20 protein-coding genes are annotated in these 24,189 nt (G+C 45.3%); 12 read left to right on the top strand and 8 right to left on the bottom strand.

The window, feature by feature from the left end; translation table 11 throughout:
- Positions 1-62 precede the first annotated feature (62 nt).
- Positions 63-1,139: a nickel/cobalt transporter gene (locus AACQ93_RS22625; protein WP_064609710.1), complete on the top strand. Its 1,077-nt coding sequence runs from the start codon at positions 63-65 to the stop codon at positions 1,137-1,139.
- Between the two features lie 67 nt (positions 1,140-1,206).
- On the opposite strand, the gene AACQ93_RS22620 is transcribed toward AACQ93_RS22625, so the two are convergent.
- Positions 1,207-2,574: an endonuclease/exonuclease/phosphatase family protein gene (locus AACQ93_RS22620; RefSeq protein ID WP_064609091.1), complete on the bottom strand. Its 1,368-nt coding sequence runs from the start codon at positions 2,572-2,574 to the stop codon at positions 1,207-1,209.
- A 329-nt stretch (positions 2,575-2,903) separates the two neighbouring features.
- Here AACQ93_RS22620 and AACQ93_RS22615 point away from each other — a divergent pair, with 329 nt between their 5' ends.
- Both AACQ93_RS22615 and AACQ93_RS22610 read left to right on the top strand, forming a co-directional pair.
- Positions 2,904-3,878, top strand: coding sequence for a DUF4382 domain-containing protein (locus AACQ93_RS22615; RefSeq protein ID WP_064609089.1), 975 nt, complete (start codon positions 2,904-2,906; stop codon positions 3,876-3,878).
- 240 nt (positions 3,879-4,118) lie between these two features.
- On the top strand, positions 4,119-5,834 hold the full coding sequence (locus AACQ93_RS22610; protein ID WP_064609087.1) for an NAD-dependent malic enzyme: 1,716 nt from the start codon (positions 4,119-4,121) through the stop codon (positions 5,832-5,834).
- Between the two features lie 108 nt (positions 5,835-5,942).
- Here the strand turns inward: AACQ93_RS22610 and AACQ93_RS22605 are convergent, their stop codons facing one another.
- Positions 5,943-6,275, bottom strand: coding sequence for a DUF3392 domain-containing protein (locus tag AACQ93_RS22605; protein WP_064609084.1), 333 nt, complete (start codon positions 6,273-6,275; stop codon positions 5,943-5,945).
- A 185-nt stretch (positions 6,276-6,460) separates the two neighbouring features.
- Here AACQ93_RS22605 and AACQ93_RS22600 point away from each other — a divergent pair, with 185 nt between their 5' ends.
- The 3 genes from AACQ93_RS22600 to AACQ93_RS22590 all read left to right on the top strand — a co-directional run bounded on the left by AACQ93_RS22600 (position 6,461) and on the right by AACQ93_RS22590 (position 8,132).
- Complete coding sequence (locus tag AACQ93_RS22600; protein ID WP_084419410.1) at positions 6,461-6,604, top strand: DUF2256 domain-containing protein; 144 nt, start codon at positions 6,461-6,463, stop codon at positions 6,602-6,604.
- 55 nt (positions 6,605-6,659) lie between these two features.
- Positions 6,660-7,073: an alternative ribosome rescue aminoacyl-tRNA hydrolase ArfB gene (gene arfB, locus AACQ93_RS22595; RefSeq protein ID WP_064609707.1), complete on the top strand. Its 414-nt coding sequence runs from the start codon at positions 6,660-6,662 to the stop codon at positions 7,071-7,073.
- A 162-nt stretch (positions 7,074-7,235) separates the two neighbouring features.
- A complete protein-coding gene (locus tag AACQ93_RS22590) occupies positions 7,236-8,132 on the top strand; it encodes an aspartoacylase (protein ID WP_198160239.1) in 897 nt (298 codons plus the stop codon).
- A 119-nt stretch (positions 8,133-8,251) separates the two neighbouring features.
- Here the strand turns inward: AACQ93_RS22590 and AACQ93_RS22585 are convergent, their stop codons facing one another.
- Positions 8,252-8,986 (bottom strand): type 1 glutamine amidotransferase, encoded by a 735-nt coding sequence (locus tag AACQ93_RS22585; protein ID WP_064609082.1) that lies wholly within the window; start codon positions 8,984-8,986, stop codon positions 8,252-8,254.
- A 12-nt stretch (positions 8,987-8,998) separates the two neighbouring features.
- Complete coding sequence (locus AACQ93_RS22580) at positions 8,999-10,165, bottom strand: iron-containing alcohol dehydrogenase (RefSeq protein WP_064609080.1); 1,167 nt, start codon at positions 10,163-10,165, stop codon at positions 8,999-9,001.
- Positions 10,166-10,381: 216 nt separating this feature from the next.
- On the opposite strand from AACQ93_RS22580, the gene AACQ93_RS22575 reads away from it, so the two are divergent.
- The 3 genes from AACQ93_RS22575 (at position 10,382) to AACQ93_RS22565 (ending at position 13,607) form a co-directional block, all read left to right on the top strand.
- Positions 10,382-11,782: a tryptophanase gene (locus tag AACQ93_RS22575; RefSeq protein ID WP_064609078.1), complete on the top strand. Its 1,401-nt coding sequence runs from the start codon at positions 10,382-10,384 to the stop codon at positions 11,780-11,782.
- Positions 11,783-11,943: 161 nt separating this feature from the next.
- The gene (locus tag AACQ93_RS22570; RefSeq protein ID WP_064609076.1) at positions 11,944-12,759 is read left to right on the top strand and encodes a c-type cytochrome; all 816 of its coding nucleotides are present in this window, start codon (positions 11,944-11,946) and stop codon (positions 12,757-12,759) included.
- Between the two features lie 146 nt (positions 12,760-12,905).
- The gene (locus AACQ93_RS22565; protein ID WP_064609074.1) at positions 12,906-13,607 is read left to right on the top strand and encodes a DNA alkylation repair protein; all 702 of its coding nucleotides are present in this window, start codon (positions 12,906-12,908) and stop codon (positions 13,605-13,607) included.
- A gap of 129 nt (positions 13,608-13,736) precedes the next feature.
- On the opposite strand, the gene AACQ93_RS22560 is transcribed toward AACQ93_RS22565, so the two are convergent.
- Positions 13,737-14,498, bottom strand: a complete 762-nt coding sequence (locus tag AACQ93_RS22560) for a MaoC family dehydratase (protein WP_064609072.1) — start codon at positions 14,496-14,498, stop codon at positions 13,737-13,739.
- Between the two features lie 599 nt (positions 14,499-15,097).
- Between AACQ93_RS22560 and AACQ93_RS22555 the strand changes: the two genes are divergently transcribed.
- On the top strand, positions 15,098-16,234 hold the full coding sequence (locus AACQ93_RS22555; protein ID WP_064609703.1) for a serine hydrolase domain-containing protein: 1,137 nt from the start codon (positions 15,098-15,100) through the stop codon (positions 16,232-16,234).
- 9 nt (positions 16,235-16,243) lie between these two features.
- On the opposite strand, the gene AACQ93_RS22550 is transcribed toward AACQ93_RS22555, so the two are convergent.
- Together AACQ93_RS22550 and AACQ93_RS22545 are read right to left on the bottom strand one after the other, a co-directional pair.
- Complete coding sequence (locus AACQ93_RS22550) at positions 16,244-17,824, bottom strand: EAL domain-containing protein (protein ID WP_064609070.1); 1,581 nt, start codon at positions 17,822-17,824, stop codon at positions 16,244-16,246.
- Positions 17,825-18,006: 182 nt separating this feature from the next.
- Positions 18,007-20,100: a methyl-accepting chemotaxis protein gene (locus AACQ93_RS22545; protein ID WP_064609068.1), complete on the bottom strand. Its 2,094-nt coding sequence runs from the start codon at positions 20,098-20,100 to the stop codon at positions 18,007-18,009.
- A gap of 501 nt (positions 20,101-20,601) precedes the next feature.
- On the opposite strand from AACQ93_RS22545, the gene bfr (AACQ93_RS22540) reads away from it, so the two are divergent.
- The gene (gene bfr, locus AACQ93_RS22540; protein WP_007468541.1) at positions 20,602-21,066 is read left to right on the top strand and encodes a bacterioferritin; all 465 of its coding nucleotides are present in this window, start codon (positions 20,602-20,604) and stop codon (positions 21,064-21,066) included.
- Positions 21,067-21,083: 17 nt separating this feature from the next.
- Entirely contained in the window at positions 21,084-21,554 is a 471-nt protein-coding gene (bfr, locus tag AACQ93_RS22535; RefSeq protein ID WP_064609065.1) for a bacterioferritin, read from the top strand.
- 107 nt (positions 21,555-21,661) lie between these two features.
- Here bfr (AACQ93_RS22535) and AACQ93_RS22530 read toward each other — a convergent pair whose 3' ends face one another.
- On the bottom strand, positions 21,662-24,157 hold the full coding sequence (locus AACQ93_RS22530) for a Lon protease family protein (protein WP_084419408.1): 2,496 nt from the start codon (positions 24,155-24,157) through the stop codon (positions 21,662-21,664).
- Positions 24,158-24,189: the final 32 nt, after the last annotated feature.

Genomic DNA, 24,189 nt, shown 5'->3' with positions numbered 1-24,189 from the left:
ACTCGACAGACCAAAAGAAAATAACCATGAACCAACCTTTTTCTCAATCAGAATGTAACGAAATGGTAAGACGTCGGGCTCACCGAGGTCGTTGGTGTGTAGCCGCTATTGTCTCATTAGCCTTAGCAATTGGCTTATATCAGTTGTGGTTGTTGTGGCCATCACTGGTGGTTGCCAGTATTCAGTGGCAGCGCGAGGTAAACGCCCAACTGGCAGACTTGTTATACGATGCTAAGGCAAACCCGTTGATTGCTGGTGGATACCTGGGCGGATTCAGTTTTCTTTATGGCATGCTTCACTCATTAGGGCCGGGGCATGGCAAAGTGATTGTTACTACCTATCTCGCGACCCACCCGACGAAGGTGAAAGCAAGTCTGATGCTTACAGTTATTTCAGCTTTGTGTCAGGCATTGGTCGCGATTGTATTGGTGAGTGTTTTGGTTTGGGGCTTTAGCGCGTCAATGCGTGCGGTTAACCAAAAAGCGATGATTTTTGTGTCGCTGAGCTTTGCGTTGGTAGCTGTACTGGGAGCACTGATTTGCTGGAAGGCGATAAAGCATATTTATTACTCAATGCGGCATTCTAAGCTTCAGGTGATGGCTTTGACGCCGTTGTCAGCTCAATCACCTGACGAAACCGGGCAGCTTGCGTTAAAGTCAGCGGCTCACTCTTCAGCCCAGCCTTTTGCAGGCAAGCCTTCTTTAGCTCAGAACCATCACCATCATTATGAAGGGTGTGGTTGTGGTCACCAGCATGTCGCTGATGCTGAAGCGATTAACCGGGCTTCCACATGGAGGGAGTATGTCGGTATTGTGGCAACGATTGGGATTCGGCCTTGCACTGGTGCCATTATGGTACTTCTGTTTGCCAATATGGTCGGAATGTATTGGATGGGAGTCATTAGTGCGGTGGTGATGGCGGCAGGGACAGCACTTACAACCTCCCTCATTGCGATGATGACTTTAACTGGTAAGCATTTGGTTAAGCGCTATCTGATGGCCAGCAATAATAGTAGCAAGACGGGTTGGAACCTGGCCGGTTACTATCTACAGCTTTTGGGCGGTATATTGCTGGTGGTTATTGGACTATTGCTGATGGGCGGGCAGGATTACGGTATTTCTCCGGTGTTTTCTGTTTAAATTAAAAAGCCCTGTGATGTTTCTCATGACAGGGCTTATTGATTTCAGTCAGAACAGCGAATTAAGGCTACTTCGTCAAGTCAAAATCAACCCACACCAGACGGTGGTCAGAAGAGACACCTTTGCTGTTACCTAGTTCTTTATCGTAAACAAGATGGTAGCCGTCTTCGTAGCTTGCCGGCCAGAATACGCCAGAGTCTGTTACAGTCAGGTTTTCAGATGGGATTACGTGGTCGAGGCGAAGACCACTCTTACTAGTGATGTGATCAATGTACGGTGTGTTTTTGTTGTCACCGGTGCAGATTTCCAGATCGAAACATTCCGGACCGCCTTTACTGGTTGGGGTTTGGGAGCCGATTGTCGCGTGAATGTTTACCAGCGGACTCTTTTGCAGATCGTTAATGGCTGTCAGATCGCCATCACCCTGAATTGGATCGGCGTTCAGATCACCGGCTATAACGAATTTGCTGCCTGCTGCAAGGCCGCCTGTAATGCCTTTATCATCATACATGTAGTTGTCTGATTCGATGTAGTCTTTCCAGAACTCGATTTCAGCATGATTTCGGATGACATTGTGGTTTGCCGCATTTGCCCAGATTGGCGGGGTAGGGTGCGAAACCAGGAAGTGAATGACTTGTTCGCCGGAAGGTGTCGGGATAATAATCGGCAGATCCGCGTGGTTTTTCGATGAAAGCGGGAATTGCTCCCAGGCTTCATCACTGTACCAGTTGTCACCACAACTCTTGCCTGCCGGGATCTTAGTTGGGTCATCACATTTCACTATTTTCAGGTTGGTTTCGCCAGGCATATCTTTCCACTTGAAGTTCTGGAAAGTGCGGATGTTATTTTCATCAATTTGGAATTGAGAGAATACGGCAAAAGCATATTGCCCGTAGTAGTTACCAAAGCCCCAAGCGTCATTTTGGATATTTGTTGCTTTACCGTTATTGTCCAGGTCAAAACCACTTGGTTTACCTGTGTTGGTTGCGATGTTTTTCCGGAACTGGTAGCTGATTGGTTTTAGCTGATCATTTTGCGCATAAGCCAGATAGTTATCATGAAAGCCCTCGATCGCCTTCATGTCTTTACCTTCACCGTCGTTATTAAATTCAGCCAGCAGGAAGACATTCGGACGGGTACGCTGAATAGTTTCGGCAACGTTGCGGATCTGGATAACTTTCTTTGCTGTCGTTTTCTGTGTTTCAGTTAGTGTCGAATCATTGTCTTTATAGCGTTGAATCAGGGCTGATTGCTCTTCTCGGCTGAGTTCCATTTCTGCAACCAGTGCTTCATAAGTGTCGCGGTCAAAAGAAAGATTGTAGGTGGCGAAACGAGCTTCGGTGACAGGTTGAATTGTCTCATCATTGCTGGAAGAACAGCCGGCCAGAGCAGCCAGGGCGATAGAGGCAGCAATTACACTTCGAGTGAATTTCATTTTTATTATCCGATTTGTTTTTAAAACCAAACGAATGCTACATAATTTTGTTGCAATGTAATTGGTTGCTTACTTCTGTTGTGAGCACTGTCTTATTTATCTGATCTTATTGACTACTTTGTCGGCATTGTATGAATTTGGTTAGGAAATTATCGCTTTCAGCTAGTGTGCAATCGTTTGTCTTAATGCGTCGTATTGTTGTATGGAGAGATTGATATTTGCGTCTTTGTCAATTTACTGTGAGTTTTGTTCATTATTGGAGAGCCCTGCTAGAGCTAAATGCGTTTTTTTTGTACTTTATTGAGCGAATTATTATTAAGGGTTTGTCAATGAAGCAGGTTATTTTAGCTGGTATGGTTGGTCTTGCGCTTGTCGGATGCAATTCAGGTTCATCTGATAGCAATACAAGTGCTGCAAAGTTTAATTTGGCCTTCTCTGATGCGCCGGTCGATAGTCTGAAGAAGGTGTGTGTGGCTTTTGATCAGATATCGGTAAAGCAAACGGACGAAGATGAGTCAAGCTGGGGGACAGCTTCATTTGCGGCTGATCAAAGCTCTGCTGAGTGTATCCCGGACACTTATTCAATTCCTGTTGATGCCGATGGTAACCCTTTGTTTATGGTCATTAACCTGATGGCTTTCCAGGGAGAGAAATCACTACAGGTTTTGAGTGACGAAGCCCTGGAGGCTGGAACATATACACAGATTCGCCTTAATGCGGTTGCAAGTGGTGATTATGGTGATCCAGTTAATACACCGTATTCTCATGTTGTGACTGACAGCGATCAGGTGATGGAACTGGGTTACACCAATGCCAATGGCAAGATTATCATTCCTGATTCTTTTGAGATCTCTGCATCGACAGCGCCTAAATACACGCTTGAGTTCGATCTGCGCAAAGGTATTGTTGAAAACAAAGCACATGGCTATCGTTTGAAGACAACAGCCATTCGTATGGTGAACAACGAAAGTGTTGCGACAATCAGTGGTTCTGTCGGTGCGTCATCGTGCAGTAACGATATCAGCGATGCTCACGTTTATGTTTACACCACACCGAACGATGGTAATTATGGCGATATTCAGGAAGACAGCCCAAATGCACCATACGCGACTACCGCTGTTGATGCATCAACGGGATCGTTTGAAGTTGGCTATGTTCCGTTAGGCACATACGACATTGCACTTGTGTGTAATGGTAGTGTTGATCATCCAGAGGAAGATAACAGCGCTGTGCTGAATATTGATACCGGCTCAATCCACAAGGATGCGGTTCTTACGACAGAGAACTTGACGGTTACTTTCTGATACCAAACAGAACAATAACCTGGCCTAATTTTGAAGCCCGCTATAAATGCGGGCTTCTTTGTTTATAACTATTTTAAAATCAATTAATTATTCACCAAGCCTCACATTTTTCCTCAGATAATGGGCGTAGAATCTTTCGTTATCTCCTGAGGGAGTCAGTGTCAGCCCGGCATTGTTTCTCAATATTACAGACGAATGCCGACCGGGGCTGATTGTCGAAATTAAGACTGGAGGGATACCATGACGATAGGCAAGTACCTGCGTTGGAAAGATGAAAATGGCAATGAGTTCAGACCCGTTTCCTTAACTGGTACCGCACTGCTCAATGACCGTACACTGAACAAAAGCACTGCATTTACTTATGAAGAGCGGGAAGCGTTTCAGCTGGATGGCTTACTCCCTCCACGTGTTCAGACTTTCGAAGATCAGCTTAACCGTGTTTACGATGGCTTCAGGAATGCATCGACGGATATCGAAAAATATCTATTCCTGAGGGCATTGCAGGATCGTAACGAAACGCTGTTTTATGCACTGCTTTCACATCATGTTGAGGAAATGACGCCAATCATTTATACCCCGACGGTGGGTAAGGCGTGTCAGGAATTCAGCCATCGTTATCAGAAAGCGCGTGGTCTTTATATCACCGAAGATAATGTCGATAACATGGGTGAACTTGCCCGTCACTTCATGGGTAAAGATATCAAGATCATAGTGGTAACTGACAGCCAGGGTATTCTTGGGCTGGGTGATCAGGGTGTTGGCGGTATGGGCATTCCGATTGGTAAGTTGTCACTCTATACACTGGGTGCGGGTATTCACCCTGCACACTGCTTACCAATTGCGCTTGATATTGGTACGGATAATCAGGAACTGTTGGATGATCCAATGTACCTAGGTGTGCCTCGTAAGCGTCTGCGTGGCGAAGAGTACAAAGCTTTCATTAAGAAATTTGTCCATCAAGTTAAGCGCCATTTCCCTAAGGCAGTGCTTCAGTGGGAAGACTTCAGTAAGTCGAATGCATTCGATAACCTCAATGATTATGAAGACTACCTACCATCATTTAATGATGACATTCAGGGTACAGGTTCAGTTGTACTGGCCGGTATTCTGGGCGCAGTCAAAATCAAAGAGGAAACATTGGCAGACCAGACTTATGTCGTTTATGGTGCCGGTGCTGGTGGTGTCGGGGTTGCAGATCAGATTTATGCCGGTCTGTTGAAAGAGGGCTGCACCCAGCAGGCTGCCCGCGATAAGATTTTCATTCTCGATTCTCAGGGATTGGTTTTTGATGATCGTGATGGACTGGATGAGTACAAGAAACGCTACGCCAAACCACACACTATCGCTGCCGACTGGCATACCGAAGAGCTTGGCAAGGTGACGCTGACTGAGCTGATCAACAACCATCCGGTAACTGTGCTTCTGGGAACCAGTGGTATTGGTGGGGCATTCAAAGAAGAGCATGTTCAGAAGATGATGGAATACACTAAGCGTCCTATGGTGTTCCCACTGTCTAACCCGACGGCTAACTGTGAAGCGCTACCTGCAGATATTTACCAGTGGAGTGACGGCCAGGCGATTGTTGCGACAGGTAGCCCGTTCGGTAACGTTGATTACAACGGTACTGAATATCGTATCGGGCAGGGCAATAACGTCTTTATCTTCCCTGGTGTCGGCCTTGCTGCGATTGTCTCGCAAACTAAGAAAGTCACTATGGATATGTTCACCACGGCGTCGTATGCGCTGGCTGAATGTGTCTCAGAAGAAGATCTGGCGGCGGGTTGTGTTTACCCAAGGATTAAAGAGCTGAAAGAAGTCTCGCATCATGTAGCGATGACAATTCTTAAGCATATGCAGGAGACAGATCCAGATTCGACTTTGCGTGGCAAAGATATTGACTTGGAAGTGGTCGAGCATATGTGGGAGCCGACTTATCTGTCATACCGTCGCGTATAGCGAAAAAGCGTTACTATAACTAACAAAGCCCGGCATTAATGCCGGGCTTTGTTGTTATAGGCCATCTATCCAGTGCAGATCGGTGTTAGGGGATAGGGCTGAGCAGTATTAAATCGCGCGGTTTCTTTGTGCCCATGCACCGACAAATACAAAGGTAACAACGATGATGCAGAATAGCCATTGGCTTGGTACCTGTCCTAGTTTTCCTGCAATCCAGGGTGATACGGATACAATCAGAAAGCCGTAACCAAAAGCATTGACCAGAATGAAGACCAGCGTGCGTACTACAAAGTTAGTACTGGCAAGATGACGGCGTAGAACCCGGTTAATATCGGAGCCGAAGACGACCAACAGGCAGGCAATCATCGCGGTTGCAATTTCGGGCAGCCAGGGGCGAAGAAATTGTCCGCCGTCAGCAAGTAAAGCAATTACTGTGTTCATGGATATAAATATCTAGCAGTTGAATAGCTCAGAGAATACGTTTTCGGCTTAAGCTTCAGTACCCTCTCAGGCTAAAGATGTAAGCATGTTCACAGAATCTAAAACTTACATGAATAAATAACAAGCATGCCATACGGCTTGTTTCATAAAACTTAGCTGATCAGGGAGAACAAGAGGAACTCAGGATGAAGAAGGTCAATCTGCCGTCGAAGGTTTGTCCGGTCTGCCAGCGCCCGTTTTATTGGCGTAAGAAATGGAAAAGCTGCTGGGAGTCGGTCAAATACTGCTCTGAACGTTGTCGCAGAATGAAACGACTCAGTGCTGACTGAGGCGCTTGAGTATATAATCGCTGACAGTTTCACAAGACAGGCCATTTATCTATTCATGTTAACTATTTCTAATTCTGTTGAACTTGCGGATTGGGAAATCGAAATCAGCGCGATTCGGGCCCAGGGTGCAGGCGGCCAGAATGTAAATAAAGTCTCCAGTGCCATTCATTTACGTTTTGATATTAAACGCTCGACGTTACCTGCTTTCTATAAAGAACGGCTGCTGAAACTTAGTGATCACCGCATAACCAAAGACGGTGTCATCATCATTAAAGCGCAGCAATACCGTACTCAAGAGCAAAACAAAGAAGATGCATTGTTACGTTTAAAAGAGCTGATTAAATCAGCTGTCGTGCAACAAAAAGCACGAAGGGCAACAAAACCAACAAAAGCCTCACAGCGCCGCCGAATGGATAAGAAAACACAGCGAGGGCAGACCAAAACTTTAAGAGGAAAGGTTAAGTTTTAAACTTTGTATGGGCTATGCGACTGAATAACCTATAGTATTACTAAGGGATTTTCTGTCAGCACAACCCCGACCTGTTGTATTAGTGCTGGCAAATTACTGATAAAGCTGGTATTCATTTTAGTCTGTTAAAGTGAATAAATATGTAGAGTGAGAGCCTGAGCAGTGAATACAAGGAAAGGTAATATCAACTCCGTTGCGATCGTCGGCGGAACCCATGGCAATGAATTCAGTGGCATCTACCTGCTGCGTAAATGGCAGCAATTACCAGATGCTATTTCACGCTCATCTTTTTCGGTAGAAACCGTATTTGCCAACCCGAAAGCCTTTGATGAGAACAAACGCTACCTGGATTGTGACCTGAACCGTCAGTTTGGCTTTGAAGATCTTAACAACACTGAACTGGCAAATTACGAGCAGAGCCGAGCTAAAGCGATCAACTACCAGCTTGGCCCGAAAGGTGATGCAAAAACAGACTTTATTATCGATTTGCATAACACCACCAGTAACATGGGACCGTCACTTATTCTGCTACAAAGTGATACTTTCAACCGTAAAATGGCCGCCTATGTTAAATCCAAAATGCCGGATGCAGTTGTTGTATTGGAAGATCAGGTGTCAGTAGAAGAGCATTATTTCCTCAGTTCGATTTCAGCACAGGGTGTGATTGTTGAAGTAGGCCCTCAGCCACAGTCAGTGATCCGTCAGGATGTCCTTGATTGGATGGAAGAAATGACGGGGCATATTCTGGACTATATCGATCTGCACAATATGGATAAATTGCCTGAACTACCGAAAAGTTTTGAGGCCTTTAAATACTCCGAAACTCTGAAGTTACCGGAAGATGAACAGGGAGAGCGAATCGGTATGGTTCACCGCAATGTACAGGATGCCGACTTTAAACCGTTGCATCCGGGTGACCCGATTTTTACTCTGTTTGATGGCAGTACTATCTGTTGGGAAGGCGATTATGAAGCCTATCCGCACTTCATCAATGAAGCGGCTTACTATGATAATAACCTCGCAATGTCACTGGCTAAAAAGGTGACAGTTGAAGTTTAAAATTGAGTGATTTTTCGTGAAATTCAGAATAGCGCCGGAGTGAAAATTCCGGCGCTATTTTATACCTGGCAGAATAGAGCTCGTCAGCGAATTTACTTCCCGCTTAAGGTTTCTGAGCTTCATTGAGAGAAATCCAGATGTCGCTGTTTGATGAAATTCACGATCCATTGAGTAACAGTTAAGTGATCGGTTTTGCTATCCAGTGAAGCTTGTGCTGAATCGCGCTCCTGTTCACTGAATCGGTTCTTCAAGCATTGAATGAGATCATACGTGTATGCCGGGGTGAATTCCGGGTGCCCCTGAATACCGAGAAAATGATCACCGACCTGAATCATCGCATAGGGGCAGTATTCGCTGCTGGCCAGCACAAGCGTCTCTGGTGGTAGTTTTGCTATCTGATCATTGTGGCTGACTATCAGGGAATACGTTTCAACATCATCAGTTATCCAGCTATGACGGCGGGTTTCCTCTTGATCGAGCTTCACAGATTTAACACCAATAGCCCATCCGTTAAATGAAGGATAAACTTCCCCACCAAGTGATCTGGCGATCATCTGATGACCAAAGCAAATTCCGATATAGGGAATTTGCTGGTGATAGAGTTGGTGGATAAATGCTTCGAAAGCACCTATCCATCTAGCCTCATCATTCACACTATAGCGACTGCCAGAACTGATATAGGCATCGCATTCATCTAAAGTCTCCGGGTATTGGCCATCAATGACGCGGTAGAAATTGAGCTGCATAGTCGGATCAACCGGCTTGAACAGCTCGTTGAACATCTGCGGATAGTTGCCATGCTTTTCTTGTAACTCGGGTCGTACGTCGTCACATAGCAGAACACCCAAAACCATATTCACTCCACCTCATTGATAAATGAGCGTTCCTTTGACGGCATTAGTAAATATCTCGGCATATTGCTCTGCTGTGAAATGGATCGGATTACTCGCCGCAGAAGGGTCTGATGCTGCGATTTCACCAATTCGTTCAGCCTCTTTGCTGTCGATATCGATGGCTGCAAGCGTGTGAGGAATATTCAGTTCGGTTCGCAGTGAGAGTAGCCAGGCCATAACCGCATGAAAATCCGGTCTTGGCAGAGCAAGGTACCGTCCCATCCGGATCATTTTTTCATTAATATGGTCTTTATTGGCAGAAAGGACATACGGCAACAAAATGGCATTAAGCAGACCGTGATGTTTATTGTAAATGGCTCCCAGGGTGTGGGATAGGGCATGTGTAGCACCAACGCCTTTTTGAAATGCTGTTGCGGCCATACAGGCAGCAATCTGCATCTCGAAGCGGGCATTCAGATTCTGGCCTTCCATGTAGGCGACAGGCAGGTAATGCGAAATTATCCGCATAGACTCCAGGGCTATGGCATCGGACATCGGGTGGAATGTGTGAGTACAGAGTGCTTCCAGACTATGTGACAGTGCATCCATCCCTGTGGCGGCAGTCAGCTCCGGCGGAAGATCTAAGGTTAATACCGGGTCCAGCAGTACCAGCTTCGGCATCATTTTGGGGTGATAAATGATTTTTTTCTTATGTTCTAGCTCATCTTTGATTATCGATGCCCGGCCTACTTCTGAACCTGTTCCTGCGGTTGTCGGAATGGCAATGACTGGGGCGATTTGCTCCGGATCTGCTTTCTGCCAGTTTTCATCTTGGTGAACAAAATCCCATAGTGGAAATGCCTGCCTGGCAACCAACGCGACCGCTTTAGCTACGTCGATGCTGGAGCCGCCGCCTAAGGCGATAATGCCGTCATGCCTGCCATCGACAAAGTGTTTGATCCCGGCTTCAACATTGGCCCCGGTAGGGTTGCTTTGGATATGGCTGAATAATTCAACCGGTAAGTCGGCTTCGCAGCATCCCGAAATAATATTTCGCACCATCTTAGTTTCGGCCAGCTCATGATCTGTGATTAGCAGCGGGCGATGGATTCCGGTATTCCGGCAATAGTCGGCAAGTTTGTTGGTGCAGCCTTCTCTGGCGATGATTTCTGTCGGGTAATGCCAGTGTCCATAGGTCATGGTGGCGACTCCTAAAGGTTTTCGCTGAACTATCTTCTGCATTGAATCAGTAGTCGTTCAACTTTCGTATAGGGCAAGGCATGAATCGCGCCAGTTGCATGGAAACTCATGCCCTAACACATGGTTTTACAGGTGACTGATATATTTAACGTAGGAACAGGGAGAATATTCGTCAACTCAGGTGCATCACCCAGAGGCGGTGGTTAGGAGTGTGGCATGAAACGAATTCCAGAGCCGTTTCGGATCAAAATGGTTGAGCCAATTCGGATGACAACACTGGCTGACAGGGAAGAGGCGCTGAAACTAGCGGGTTACAATCCGTTTGCGCTAAAAAGTGAAGATGTTTATATCGACCTGCTGACTGATTCCGGCACCGGGGCAATGAGTGAATCCCAGTGGGCGGGGTTGATGCTGGGGGATGAAGCTTATGCTGGCAGTCGGAATTACTATCATTTGAAAACAGCTGTTGAAGAGGTCTTCGGTTATCGGGACTTTGTGCCGACTCATCAGGGGCGTGGTGCTGAACAGCTATTGTTTCCGTGCCTGGTTGAAAAAATGCAGCGGGAACGCGGTGGAAACCATCCTGTATTTATTTCCAATTTTCATTTCGATACCACTGCTGCTCATGTTGAATTGTCCGGCGCCCAAGCCATTAACCTTGTGGATGAGCGCGCGTTCGATACTGAATCGGATTTTGGCTGGAAAGGGAATATCGACCTGCAAAAGCTGGAAGATTGTATCTGTCATTACGGGGTGGAGAATATTGCTGCCATTATTATGACCATCACCTGTAACAGTACCGGCGGACAACCGGTATCAATGGCAAACCTGAAAGCAGTTTATGCTTTGGGTCGCCAATACCGCATTCCTGTGGTGATGGACTCGGCGCGGTTTTGTGAAAATGCCTGGTTTATAAAGCAGCGGGAAGAGGGGGTCCAGTACAAGTCGATTAAAGAAATCGTCAGGCAGATGTTTCGTTATGCCGATATGCTGACGTTGTCTGCAAAAAAAGACCCAATGGTAAATATCGGTGGTCTTTGTGCTGTACGTGATGATCCTGAGTTGTTTCAGGCTGTGCAGTCCCGTTGTGTGCCACTGGAAGGATTTGTGACCTATGGCGGATTGGCCGGAAGGGATATGGAAGCGCTGGCTAGAGGATTATTTGACGGGTTGGATGAAGATTTTCTGACTTATCGGATTAAACAAGTTGAGTACCTTGGCTCTCGGCTTCATGATGCCGGTGTACCTGTTCAGTGGCCACCCGGCGGTCATGCTGTGTTTGTTGATGCCAAGAAGCTGTTACCACATATTCCACCGGAAAGGTTTCCTGCTCAGGCATTGTGTAATGCACTGTATCTTGAGGCCGGTGTTCGTGCTGTAGAAATCGGTTCTCTTTTAATTGGGCGTGACCCTGTCACCAATAATCAAAAGTCATCTCCTTTTGAATTCATGCGCCTGACCATTCCGAGGCGTGTATATACCAACGATCATATGGATTATGTCGCTGACGCTGTGATTGCTGTAGCAAGGTGTGCAAGGGCGTTAAAAGGGCTTGAATTTGAATATGAACCGCCAGTACTACGCCATTTTATGGCGGTGATGAGGCCAGCTCAGTGAACACAGTTTTGAACCGAATAGAGTAAGTTTAGGATATTGAGCATAAGCAAATGGTTGTGACTGTTATCTCATAAACCAAAAAGCCCAATAATGCCAAAAGGTTAAAGACTATAGTCAAAGTGAAGCAGTCATAAAAAATCAGCGGAATAAGGAGCGTTCAAATGAAAGATAAAGCGCGATGGATAAAGTGGCTGACGGTGATTGGTTTGCTGTGTTTAGCGACCGTGGTCAATGCAGCGAAGCTGGTTTTTTCTCAGGACGGAGAGGTGTTGAAAACCGTCACTCTTGATGAGATGAAGAAACAGCTCTCAACGCATCAGGTCGATATCTATGACCCTCAGTATGGTAAAGATAAGCGTTACATCGGCTTTGCCCTTCATGATGTAATGGCTTTTGCCTACGGGAATTCATGGGAAAGCAGACTGACAACAGATGTGAATTTTATTGCTTTGGATGGCTATCAGGCGTTATCAACCATGGATAAGCTGATGGAGCAGGGTGGCTATATTGTATTTCGCGATGTTGATACTCCTGAGTGGGAACAGATTGGTCACAACCAGTCGAATCCAGGGCCGTTTTATTTGGTTTGGAAAGGTGACAAGCAGACGCCGAAACAGGCTTATCCGTGGCCTTATCAATTAGCGGCAATCAACACTGTTGAATTTCAGAACCGGTATCCGGCTGTGTATCCGACCGGGGTAAAGAAAAATTCAAATGTGTTCAACGGATTCAAGATCTTTAAAGCTCGTTGCCTGAAATGTCATGCTCTTGATCAACTGGGAGGGAAAGTCGGCCCGGACCTGAATGCGCCAATGAATATTCTGGCGTACCGTGATTCAGAGATATTGCGTGAGTACATTCGTCAGCCCTCTAAATTCAGATATACCCAGATGCCGGATCATACAGATCTCAGTAGTGAGCAGGTAGAGCGGATTCTTGAGTACCTCGAATATCAGGGCAAACTGGGTAGCAAATAATCATTTTGTCAGTGAGTTTCTGATACTGGCTTAAGCCCGGTTTTTTGCCGGGCTTCTTGCCGTGATGAAAGATGGGGTAGAATGGCTGCACAGGAACTAGGTTCCAATAATCAAAATAAAAAAGTTAGTCGAAAAGGAAGTTATACATGTCCCTCATCATTCCAATGGTGATTTTCATGCAGCAGCGGATGGCCGAAGCCGGTGATCCCGATGTTGCAAAGGAAATGCAGGCCTACATGAAAACAGACCAGCCTTTCTATGGTGTGAAAACACCTCAGCGCCAGGCTATTTTCAAACAGGCCAGAGAGCACACCAAAGTTGCTACTTTCACTGATTACAGCCGTTTGGTGCTTTGGTTGTGGTCCGGTGAAAACCGTGAAGAGCAGTATCTGGCTATGGATGCTGCAGAATATTATAAAGCTTTCCGAACCAAAGAAGCCTTTGCTGTTTATGAGGAAATGCTGCTCGGGGCTACCCATTGGGACACGGTTGATAAAATTGCCTCAAACCTGATTGGTTTGTTGGTTAAGGAGCATAGGGAGTTTGAACAGAAGCTCATTGAATGGCGTGAGTCTGACAACATGTGGCTGCGCCGTGCTTCCCTTCTGGCTCATTTGAAACATAAGGATCAGACCAACTTACCGTTGTTAGAAGAGACAATTTTAATGCTGGCTAATGAAGATGAGTTTTTCATTCGCAAAGCGATTGGCTGGGTGTTGCGTGAGTATTCGAAAACAGCCCCTGATTATGTATCAGAGTTCGTTGCTAGCTACAGTGAAGAGTTGTCTTCGTTGAGTAAGAAAGAAGCTTTGAAAGTGATCCAGAAAAGCGGGGTCGTAGCAGAGTAAGTAAGGGCAGAGTAGGTAATTTGTAGTGTATTTGAATGGCAAAGTGTCAGTGCCCCAAATAACCTAATAATTGCTATAAACGAAAAAGCCATCCGAGAGGATGGCTTTTTGCTGTTCGTTTGGTGTCTATCAGAACATCAGGCGAATCACTGATTCCGCAACACAACCAGGGCGGCGAACACCTTCAATTTCGATGGTCAGTTCCTGAACGATTTCCAGGCCGCGTTTAATTGGTGTGACAGACTGAATTTTGGTGCTTGCACGTACGCGGTTATCAGACTTAACCGGGTATGGGAATCTAACCTTGTTCAAACCAACGTTAACTGTCATTTTTGCGGTCGGGAATTTCTGGTTTTCCGGATCAACACTGTCAGTCAGAACTGAAAGCAGAGACAGCGTCAGGAAGCCGTGCGCAATTGTAGTTTTGAACGGAGACTCTGCTGCCGCACGCTCAGGATCAGTATGAATCCACTGGTGGTCTTCAGTAACATCAGCAAAGGCATTGATGCGTTCTTGATCAACCGTCAGCCATTTGCCGACATGAATCACTTCGCCCAGTGTTTCATTCAGCTCATTCATCAGCTTTTCAGCTTCAGGATGCATCTCGATTTTAGGCTTCTTAGGCTCTTTTTCTGTTTCAGCAACAACTTCTTCTGAAGTTGGTTTTGTAGCTGATTTCACTTCTGTTTTTACTTCCACAGGAGCGTCTACAGCATCATCATTTGAAGCAGTGCTGTTTTGATTAATTAGTGAACCCAGATGACTATTGTTCGCCTTCTCAACCAATTCAAGCCAGTAATCACGAAGAGACGGAGATAGGAAATCCTTCAGCTCAAACGGATGTTGAGAAAGAACATCACGCTTTTGTTTTAAGAAATCGACTACTTTCATGACTGTGTGACCTTATTTTAGTTTGTCTTGAAGTGCTTAAGGCGAAGTATTGTAGCGACTATAGCGAACAATAAAAGTTGTTTTGTGTCCCAGATCTCACTTCTTGACTCGTCCGATGAGTGTTTTTGTTTAAATATCAACAAGATATTCAAAGTGTGCGTTTAGTGCAAAATATCTAAAAAAAACCACATTAACTCGATAAATAGGATTAATTATCAATAAAACACCGTTTTCAGCGAACAAGTGTACACACAGAAATATCAAATCAGCGAACAAGTGTACGCGGAAAATATGTAATATATGTAACCAAAGCAAATATATGCAATGGGTTAAAATTAACACGCAAAATTATCATAGTGTAAATTTGAGGCGATTTCTTGAACTATTTTTTTATATCTTAAGATAAAGGCTTCAAAGTAAGTTCTGTTGGTTAAATGTGAGTTTTTTGACATTCCTTGTTTTTAGTTGTTATCCCTTGTCCTGATTGAGTTTGATTCTCAAATCAGAGAGCCTTTGATATCAGTAACAGGCACTACCCTTAGGATTTTGAAGACATAGTGGCTCTGCGTTAAGAATTGCATTTTCGTGAGGGTAAGCCTGTGTTGCTGAAGTTTCCCAGATTTCTGGCGGCTGTCATGCTGGCTGTGTTTTACTGTGGTACAGCTGTTTCAGCGCCAAAAGATGAAATCGTGTTTGCGTTAGATAAATACGCTAAGAAGTCCGTTAAGCAGGGAGTACCCGGTGCATCGCTGGCGGTGATCATAAACGGTAACATCAGGTTGTTACGTGGTTATGGGGTGACGAAAGTTGGTGGTAAGCAAAGAGTCAATTCGGCAACAGTTTTTCCTCTGGCTTCAATATCTAAGACATTTACATCCGGTGTGACCTCAATATTGGTTGCCAAAGGTTTGATTGAGTGGGACACGCATGTAGTTCCGTATCTGGAAGATATCGAATTCAGTGATCCGGAATTGGGTAAGGTGGTAACACTCAGACACTTGCTCTCGCATACAACAGGGCTTGTTCCCCAGGCCTATTCAGACTTGTTGGAAGATAATATTCGCTACACGAGGATCCTGCAGATTCTTGATCGAGTCAAATTCGTCTGTGAGCCGGGTAAATGTTACGGCTATCAGAATATTGTCTATAACCTTAGTGCAGATATGCTTGCTCTTGCTGCCGGGAAGGATTTTCCGACTTTGGTTAAGGAGCTGGTTTTTATTCCGCTGAGGATGGATCATGCTTCATTCGGGCTTGATGAGTTTAAGAATGAACCTAACCGTGTTGTTCCGCACGTTAAGGTGAAGTCAGGGTACGCTGCCGTTAAGCCTGAACCTTACTACTACAGAGTTCCCGGCGCAGCAGGAGTCAATGCCAGCGCACAGGACTTGGCGAAATGGATGTTAGCGCAGTTCGGTCATTACCCTTCAGTCATACGTCCTTCATCACTGGAAATCATGCATAAGCCTCATATTCGCGCCAATCAGTATCGCTATCGGGCCAAGCTGAGTAATGTTTACTATGGGTTGGGGTGGCGAACATTTGATTATCGTGGCATAACCGGTTTTGTTCACCATGGAGGCTGGGTAAAAGGGATAAGAACTGAAATGGTGTTTAACCCTGTTACCCAGACCGGAATGGTTTTTCTGACAAACAGTGAGACTGATGTCGCGAGGGAAATTGTACTGGAATTCCTCGAACTTTATCGAAAACACGTAGTTCGCAAAGAAAACTGACGTGTTTAATCAGGAACTCTCGGTATCAACGTATGGTTTTGCTTTTACCACAAACTCTTCCAGGCTAACCGGACGACTATGCAAAAAGCCCTGGGTGTAGTCGACATCCAGCGTGCGCAGATACTCCAGTTGCTCCGTTGTTTCGACGCCTTCAGCAATAATATGGAGCTCCAGCGACTTAGCAATGTTGACGATATGCTCGACAAGGCTTCGTTTCAGTGACGGCTTTTCAGCTCCCCAGATAAAGCTTTTATCGATCTTCAGCGCACTGACATTAACTTCTCGTAAGGCTTCAAGGTTAGAAAAACCAGTACCGAAATCATCAATCGCGACTTCAAACCCAAGCCTGCGAAGATCCTGTACGCCTTGGCTAAGAGCTTTAAGGTTCTCAATTTTTTGCTCGGTCAACTCGATAGAGAATAGCGAGTAATATTCTTCCGGCAGTTGACTGCATAGTAGGTTACGAATGTGGCCTGAAGCAATATCAGCAGGGAAAGCATTGATACCAACTTTTACTTTTCCCAACATGCCGACCTTCGATAAGTCGCGGATACAGGTTAAGACGACCTGCTCAGTCAGTTCTGCTGTCTGACCGTTTTGCTCAACAATAGCAATGAACTCATCAGGTCGGATCCATTGGTTATCCTGAGTACACCAACGACTCAACACTTCACAGCCGATGATATTACCAGAAGCCATTTCGAGAATCGGCTGATAGTGCAGGGTGAGTTGGTGCTCATTGATTCCGTTGCGAACCTGGCGCGGAATGCTGAAAAGGTGGCGGTGAACGTGATCGCCAAGTAAGCCGACTAGAATGAGTACGGTTACTAAAATGCTGCCCCATAGGAACAGCATGGATTGATTGGCTGCAAAGTAGGCTGGAATATCGATTGCAATCAGCAGGCATTCATTGTCATTAATACACTGGCTGAAGAGCCAGTTCTGGTTTTCGTACCACTGTGAGTCGTCCGAATGTGGAGTAAAGTCATTAACAATAAAATCGGCGTCACCGGACAGGTAGTTCAGAGCGCCATCTTTTTTGTAATAGCTGATGTATTTGAGCCATGGCTGCTGTGGCTCGCTGATTGCGTTGGAATAATCCAGGTACGCGAGGAAATTGCCAATTTGAGCAGTTCGGCCGGTGACATGATCTTCAAAAAACGGGACTGTTTGATGTTGGCGTACTTTTACGCCGGCAAACGAGATCCAGTCAGGCTCAATCAGGATGGTAGGAGGATTAATCATTCCCTGAGTTGAGCTACAAACGATAAGGTTATCCTTAACGATTGAAATACTGGTCAGGAAGTTAGCGAAGTAGTCGGCCTGCTGCATTGCCATCATTGTTTTATGATCGCAGAGAGGCTCCGGATACTGATAGTTGAGGGCGGCGAGGCTGTTCTTTAAATCATGGGCAATACCTTCAGACAGGGAGTTAAGCTGCCCGACAAGGTTATCCTTGTGTTGAGCCCAGCTGTGTATATTGCTGACGGTGAACAATGTCAGGCTGACAAGCAATGTTGACAGCCACAATATGCTGAGTAGTTGTAGCTTTCCCAAATGGAAATAAGTTCTTTTGATTTTATTAATCATTTTTATACTTCAGAATGCGCAAAGTGTCGTTGAGCTACATCTGTTTGATAACGTTAATCATTATTGATAGAGCAGACGAATGATTTTTGTTTTCCTGCACTGCCAATAACTAAGGCCATATAAAAAAAGCGACCGTTTTTCGGTCGCTTTAAGCTTTTATGACAAAATATTTAATTAAGTGATTAAGTTTTGAACTTATTTAGCTCTTTGTGTAGCTCTGCAGCCTTTCCTGCCAGCTCTTCGCTGTTGTTCAGGGCTGAGTTCATACTGTCCATCACATCGGTCGCGGTATCGTTGATAACAACAACGTTACGGTTGATCTCTTCAGAAACTGCACTTTGCTCTTCAGCTGCAGAAGCGATCTGATTGTTCATATCATTGATCACTTCAATGGCTTCATTGATTTCTTTCAGCGCCAGCTGAGCTGCCAGAGTTTCATCTTTGGTATCCATTGCTTGTTGTTGGCTTTGTTGCATCAGCCCCACAATCGACTGAGTTTCCTGTTCCAGGCGGCTAAGCATGGTGCGGATTTCTTCAGTTGATGTCTGGGTGCGGGTTGCCAGATTTCGAACTTCGTCAGCAACAACGGCAAATCCACGACCAGCTTCACCAGCTCGTGCCGCCTCAATTGCTGCGTTCAGTGCCAGCAGGTTAGTTTGATCGGCAATGCCACCGATTTCACTCAGGATGCCCTGAATTGCTGCGCTGGACTGTGCCAGATTCTGAATTTGGTTTTGTGCATCGTTAACACGCACTGCCAGATCGCCAACAGCAGTCGCAGCATTGTTCATCTGCCCCATGCCGTTAACACTGCTTGATTGAACCTGACTTGCCGCCGCAGCTGCCTGAACGGCAGAACCCGCTACTTCTTGCGCGGTTGTACTCATCTGGTTAATTGCGGTAGCCAGTGAGTTTACTTCACTTAGCTGTGCGTTCAGTTTGTGTTTTGAATCTTCTGCTTTGGCTTTACCGTCGTTCGCACTGTTATCAACTTGAATAGCGGTGGTCATTACGGTCTGCAGGGTAACCTGCAGGCGGCTCAGGAAGGTATTGAACCAGTGAGAAAGCTGGGCAGTTTCATCCTGGCCTTTTACTTCCAGGCGGTAAGTCAGATCACCGTCACCTTCAGCTACATCCTGGAAACGGTCAACCAGGTTCGACAGAACGTTACCGATTGAGTTAGCAATCATGGTCATGATTGCGATGCCAATTAGGGCTGTGATCAAACCGGCAATGACGCCCTGGTTGATTGCACTTTCATTTTGCTCACCGCTCCATTTTTCGAACGCGTTAACGCTCTGAGCCAGCTTGCTGTTTGGCACAGACACCATCACAATCCATGGTGCGCCGGATGTATCTACAGAGGTAATGGCAAACTCATCATCACCCATTGTCATGACACTTACACCGTCACGACGAGCGAGAGACTGAATATCAGCCCATTTTGTTGCCAGCTCACCGGTTACCTTCTTACCAACCTGGGCCGCTTTACCGCTGTTAGCCAGTACCGCACCTTTCCATGAAGTGATGATAACGTTGCCTTGGCCGTCAAACAGGTTACGCGCCAGATCTTCACTCTGTCCCTGAAGTTCAGCCAGTGACAGGTCAAAACCTAGGGAACCTACAATCTTGCCGTTAACCTTGATCGGCTGGCTGATTGTCGTGATCAGTTCTTGCTTGCCTCGAACCGGGTACATGTACGGTTCCATAACAAACGTTTTTCCGGTTTCGTAAGGCATCAGGTGCCAATCATCTTTACGTTCACCGTTATTGTTGAGCTCGGTATTGGAAAAGCTTTCCATCGCAACCGGGTCAAAACTATTGCTGGTGTTTGGTGAGAAGAAAGGTGCCAGGTAGCCTTTGCTGTTAATCGCATCTTTCGCACCAGCTTCAGTGCTGGCTGGCCAGGTTTTTTCTTCCCAAACCATGTAACCGGCAAAAACCGCTTCATCCTGAGCTTCAAGTGCAGCGGTGAACTGTTTGACGATGATGTCAGCACCCGTACCACTTTCACCACTCAGTTCGATAATCGAACGAATCTGGTCCAGAGTTGCCAGTACTGGAAAAAGGTTACTAGCGATAGTTTTACCTTCTTCAATCGCTGTAGCTTCAAGGTTTTGTTGGGTGGCTTCGTTAAGCTGCGCTTTTACCCTGTCCGTAACCTGCTGGTTGACATTGGTAAATGCCCGGGTCGTCATCCCCATTGCGAAAATTAGCGTAAATGCCATTGCGATACCGGCGCTGATGGCAATACGTGTTTTTATTGTTTTGAACACGGAAAGTCCTTGTTTCAATAATAGTTATTGTGCGGCCTGAGCTGGTTACGATTTGTTCACCATTAAGTTACATTTACAAGCTGAAACAAAACGGTGAAAAACGTCATAATCGTCCCTAAAAAGAATTGTATCGAAAAGAAATTAATGGATTATGAGGGATTGTTAATGCGATATTGGTATAAATTGTGGGGTTATTAATATATACATCTAAGTCCATAATATTAGGCTGATATATATTTTTGATACTTGATGATCATTTTTCAGCTTTGTAGACAGGTTTATTCTCTTAGTTATGAATACATAATGAGATTAGCTGGTTGAACAACTTTGTTCTCATCAATAAATAGTTATTTTGAGCGTATTAAATTCCATCTTCACTTCTTTCTGTCCTGACAGCTGTTTCAATTGTCTTGTTGCAAGTATTTAACAAAAATGCAAATAACCACCTATGCTTAAGGCTGGCAAAAATAAAACGGATATGCCAATTGCGGAGGTAATGTTATGCAAGGCAACAATCAAGTGCTCGGTTATTTAAACCAGGTGCTTACTATTGAGCTGACATCAATCAACCAATACTTTTTGCACGCAAGGATGTTCCGGAATTGGGGGTTGAATGAGCTCGATGAAAAGGAATATAAGAAGTCGATCAAAGATATGAAGCAGGCAGATGATCTGATCGAACGTATTCTTTTTCTTGAAGGTTTACCAAACCTTCAACATCTGGAGAAGCTGAGAATTGGTGAAGATGCTGAAGAGATGTTGCAGTGTGATCTGGATTTGCAGATGGAGCAATTAACACTTCTTCGCGAAGCCATCGCTTATTGTGAATCAGAAAGTGATTATGTTAGCCGTGAATTATTGGAAGATATTTTAACCTATGAAGAAGAGCATGTTGATTGGATAGAAACTCAACAAGAACTTCTAAGAAATATTGGTACTGAGAATTATTTGCAATCGCAAATGTAAAGGGACAGGTGGTCGAGATGAAAGGTAATCAAAAAATTGTCGATTCGCTTAATGAGCTATTAATTGGTGAATTAACCGCAATGGATCAATATTTCATCCATTCCCGTATGTATCAGGATTGGGGGTTGGATAAATTATATGAACGTATTGATCATGAATTTGATGATGAGAAGGGTCATGCCTCTCGCTTAATTGAACGTATTCTATTCTTAGAAGGTATACCAGACCTTAGTAAGCGTGAAGGACTGAAGATTGGTAAAGATGTTCCGGAAATGCTCGAAAATGATTTGTTACTTGAGTATTCGGTTGACTCAGCCCTTAAAGATGCGATCAAACAGGCAGAAGATGCCCAGGATTACCAGACCCGTGAAATCCTTGAAGTGATGCTGGCAGATACTGAGGAAGATCATGCTTACTGGCTGGAGAAGCAGCTGGGATTGATTAAAAAGATTGGTTTGCCGAATTACCTTCAGTCTCAAATGGGGTAGGGTCTCTACTTCAGAAGCCGAGCATATAAAAATGAAAATCCGAGGCTAACAGTATTAGAAGCCTCGGATTTTTTCTTACGCTTTTTCCTTTCGCTTAGGGACATGCTCTAGTCTTTTTGTTTTTTGCTTCGCTTTGTGTCTTCGTTTTCTGGGTTTTTGGCTTTGTTCATTCGTTTAATTCGGGCCAGTACTGCGCCGTTAATGCTGCTGGCCGGGTAGCGCTGTTTGTCACTAAGTTTGCCCATTTCTTTGTCTGTCAGCAGTGTCATTACCTGATCGAGATGATCGACTGTCCAGATATGGAATTCACCTCTATCGACAGCCTGGCGGACTTTCTGATTAATCATTAGGTGAGCAGTATTGGTTTTTGGAATGATGACTCCCTGTTCTCCGGTCAACCCTCTTGTGCTGCAAATTTCAAAGAAACCCTCGATTTTTTCGTTTACGCCGCCAATGGCTTCAACATGACCATGCTGGTCGATGGCTCCGGTCAGGGCAATACCTTGTTTGAGAGGTACTTGAGCAATTGCGGATATCAAGGCGCACAGCTCTGCTGTTGAGGCGCTGTCACCGTCAACCATGCCATGGGATTGCTCGAAAGTAAGGGTAGCGGAGAAAGATAAAGGCTCTCGCTGTTCATATTGCTGGCGCATAAATGCTGTTAGGATCATGATCCCTTTGGAGTGGCTGGGGCCGCTTAAGCTGACTTCGCGTTCAATGTTAATAACGTTACCCTGACCAAGGTGAACAGCTGCCGTAATGCGGGTAGGTCGACCAAACATACTGTCATCAATACGATAGACGGAGAGTCCATTCACCTGACCTACACGCATGCCTTCAGTTTCAATTTTGCTGATGCCGCGGTGGATACTCTCGGTGATTAGCTCTTTGTAATAACCGGTACGGTACTCTTTCTCATCAATCGCTTTTTCTATATGTTCAAGTGCGATGACATCCTGATTTTGTTCACCTGCCCAGTAATTACTTTCAAGGATCATGCTGTTGATGTCACCTTGATGCAGAGTCAGTTTTTCACCATCTTCGACTTGTCTTGCCGCATATTCGATGATACGAGCAACGGCTTCATTGCTCAGAGGGCGGGTTTGAGATTCTTTTTGAAGATGCCTGATGAATTTAGCGTACATTTGGCAGGCTTCGGGGGTTCTGTCGATCTCTTCGGCGCAGTCTGCCTGTACTTTAAATAGTTGATTGAAGTCCGGATCATATTGTTTCAGCAGGTAGTAGAACAAACGGCTGCCGAACAGGATCACCTTGATATCAATCGGAGCGACATCAGGCTCAAGGCTGGCTATAGAATTAATACTTAGTAATTGTTCCAGCGGCTGAATACGCAGCTCTTTTGAAAGTAGTGTGCGCTTAATAACATCCCAGACGAAGGGTTTATTCAGCAATTGGTTTACATCCAGCAACAGATAACCGCCGTTGGCGCGATGGAAAGCGCCGGGCTTGATCAGGGTAAAGTTGGTGACAAATGCACCGAATTCCCCTCGGTGCTCGATGCGGCCGAACAGGTTAACGAAGGTCGGGTTATCTTCGTAAATTACCGGGATCCCCTCAGTCTTGCTGTTATCGACAATGATATTGACGTCATAGACGGTGAATGGGCTGAAGCTGAGTTTCTGTCCGGTATATTCGTTGATTTCGGTTTCCAGGCTACCGCTGAACAGCGGAATATTATCGAGTACATGCTGTTTCAACTTCTGGATGTACTTATTGACCGATTCTATTTCCAGTAGCTCTGCGGGAAGTTGTCCGGCGAGATAATCAAGGGTGATGCCTACACATTCACGCTCCAGCTTTTCTTTTTTCGCACGCATTTCTTGATCCCAGATAGGGACTTGTTTGAGCAGGTTAACCACCATAAAGCGGAGTTCTTCAATATCATTGTTTATTTGTTCCTGCTCTTTGAGTGAAAGCTTGGAAAACTCTTCTTTGCTCATCACTTTATCATTACGTACAGGATGGATCAGATACCCATTACGCGAGCGTTTCAGTATGCATTGTTTTTCATCGGCTTTTGTTTCAATCGCTTGAAAAGCGGTTATTTCTTTTTCATTTAACGCGTTTTGGAGCAGATCGGTTTCCTTTATCAGGTTTTCGTTTTGCAAAGCCGACGGAACGGTGACTTTCAGTTCATCAATTAATTGTTGGACTTTTTTCCTCAGTACTTTTCCCATTCCTGCGGGTAGTCGGAGAATGGTCGGCTTGTTGTTTTCTCGGAAATTATTGACGTAGCACCAGTCATACACCGGCTTATTTTTGTCTATGTTCTCAGTCAACAGGCGTTGGGTTACTGAGTGTTTGCCGAGTCCGGTAGATCCCATCACATAGATGTTGAAACCTTTGGAAGGGATTCCCATTCCGAGTTTTATCGCATTGACGGCACGGTCGAGCCCGAGTGGGGTGTTGAGCGGTTCTATGTCATTAGTAGTAGTGAAGTCAAAAAGCCCGGGATCACAGGGATGATAGAGTTCAGTAGATGAGAGTTTTCGGGCCTCGGTGAGCGGCGTTATTTGAGCCGTCTGATGACCTTGGTTCATATCCATATATTGCCTGCTGGCTTTAGGAGAAAATTCTTTCATAGCGAAATGCCACCGATCATTATTATTGGTCA

The organism is Photobacterium sp. J15, from assembly GCF_963870815.1.
GTDB lineage: Bacteria > Pseudomonadota > Gammaproteobacteria > Enterobacterales > Vibrionaceae > Photobacterium > Photobacterium marinum.
This window is presented reverse-complemented; position numbering and strand designations above follow the sequence as displayed.

Coding starts and splice junctions, on each gene's coding strand:
- AACQ93_RS22625 (WP_064609710.1), top strand. CDS start 63: ATGGTAAGACGTCGGGCTCACCGAGGTCGTTGGTGTGTAGCCGCTATT.
- AACQ93_RS22620 (WP_064609091.1), bottom strand. CDS start 2,574: ATGAAATTCACTCGAAGTGTAATTGCTGCCTCTATCGCCCTGGCTGCT.
- AACQ93_RS22615 (WP_064609089.1), top strand. CDS start 2,904: ATGAAGCAGGTTATTTTAGCTGGTATGGTTGGTCTTGCGCTTGTCGGA.
- AACQ93_RS22610 (WP_064609087.1), top strand. CDS start 4,119: ATGACGATAGGCAAGTACCTGCGTTGGAAAGATGAAAATGGCAATGAG.
- AACQ93_RS22605 (WP_064609084.1), bottom strand. CDS start 6,275: ATGAACACAGTAATTGCTTTACTTGCTGACGGCGGACAATTTCTTCGC.
- AACQ93_RS22600 (WP_084419410.1), top strand. CDS start 6,461: ATGAAGAAGGTCAATCTGCCGTCGAAGGTTTGTCCGGTCTGCCAGCGC.
- arfB (WP_064609707.1), top strand. CDS start 6,660: ATGTTAACTATTTCTAATTCTGTTGAACTTGCGGATTGGGAAATCGAA.
- AACQ93_RS22585 (WP_064609082.1), bottom strand. CDS start 8,986: ATGGTTTTGGGTGTTCTGCTATGTGACGACGTACGACCCGAGTTACAA.
- AACQ93_RS22580 (WP_064609080.1), bottom strand. CDS start 10,165: ATGACCTATGGACACTGGCATTACCCGACAGAAATCATCGCCAGAGAA.
- AACQ93_RS22575 (WP_064609078.1), top strand. CDS start 10,382: ATGAAACGAATTCCAGAGCCGTTTCGGATCAAAATGGTTGAGCCAATT.
- AACQ93_RS22570 (WP_064609076.1), top strand. CDS start 11,944: ATGAAAGATAAAGCGCGATGGATAAAGTGGCTGACGGTGATTGGTTTG.
- AACQ93_RS22565 (WP_064609074.1), top strand. CDS start 12,906: ATGTCCCTCATCATTCCAATGGTGATTTTCATGCAGCAGCGGATGGCC.
- AACQ93_RS22560 (WP_064609072.1), bottom strand. CDS start 14,498: ATGAAAGTAGTCGATTTCTTAAAACAAAAGCGTGATGTTCTTTCTCAA.
- AACQ93_RS22550 (WP_064609070.1), bottom strand. CDS start 17,824: ATGATTAATAAAATCAAAAGAACTTATTTCCATTTGGGAAAGCTACAA.
- bfr (WP_007468541.1), top strand. CDS start 20,602: ATGCAAGGCAACAATCAAGTGCTCGGTTATTTAAACCAGGTGCTTACT.
- bfr (WP_064609065.1), top strand. CDS start 21,084: ATGAAAGGTAATCAAAAAATTGTCGATTCGCTTAATGAGCTATTAATT.
- AACQ93_RS22530 (WP_084419408.1), bottom strand. CDS start 24,157: ATGAAAGAATTTTCTCCTAAAGCCAGCAGGCAATATATGGATATGAAC.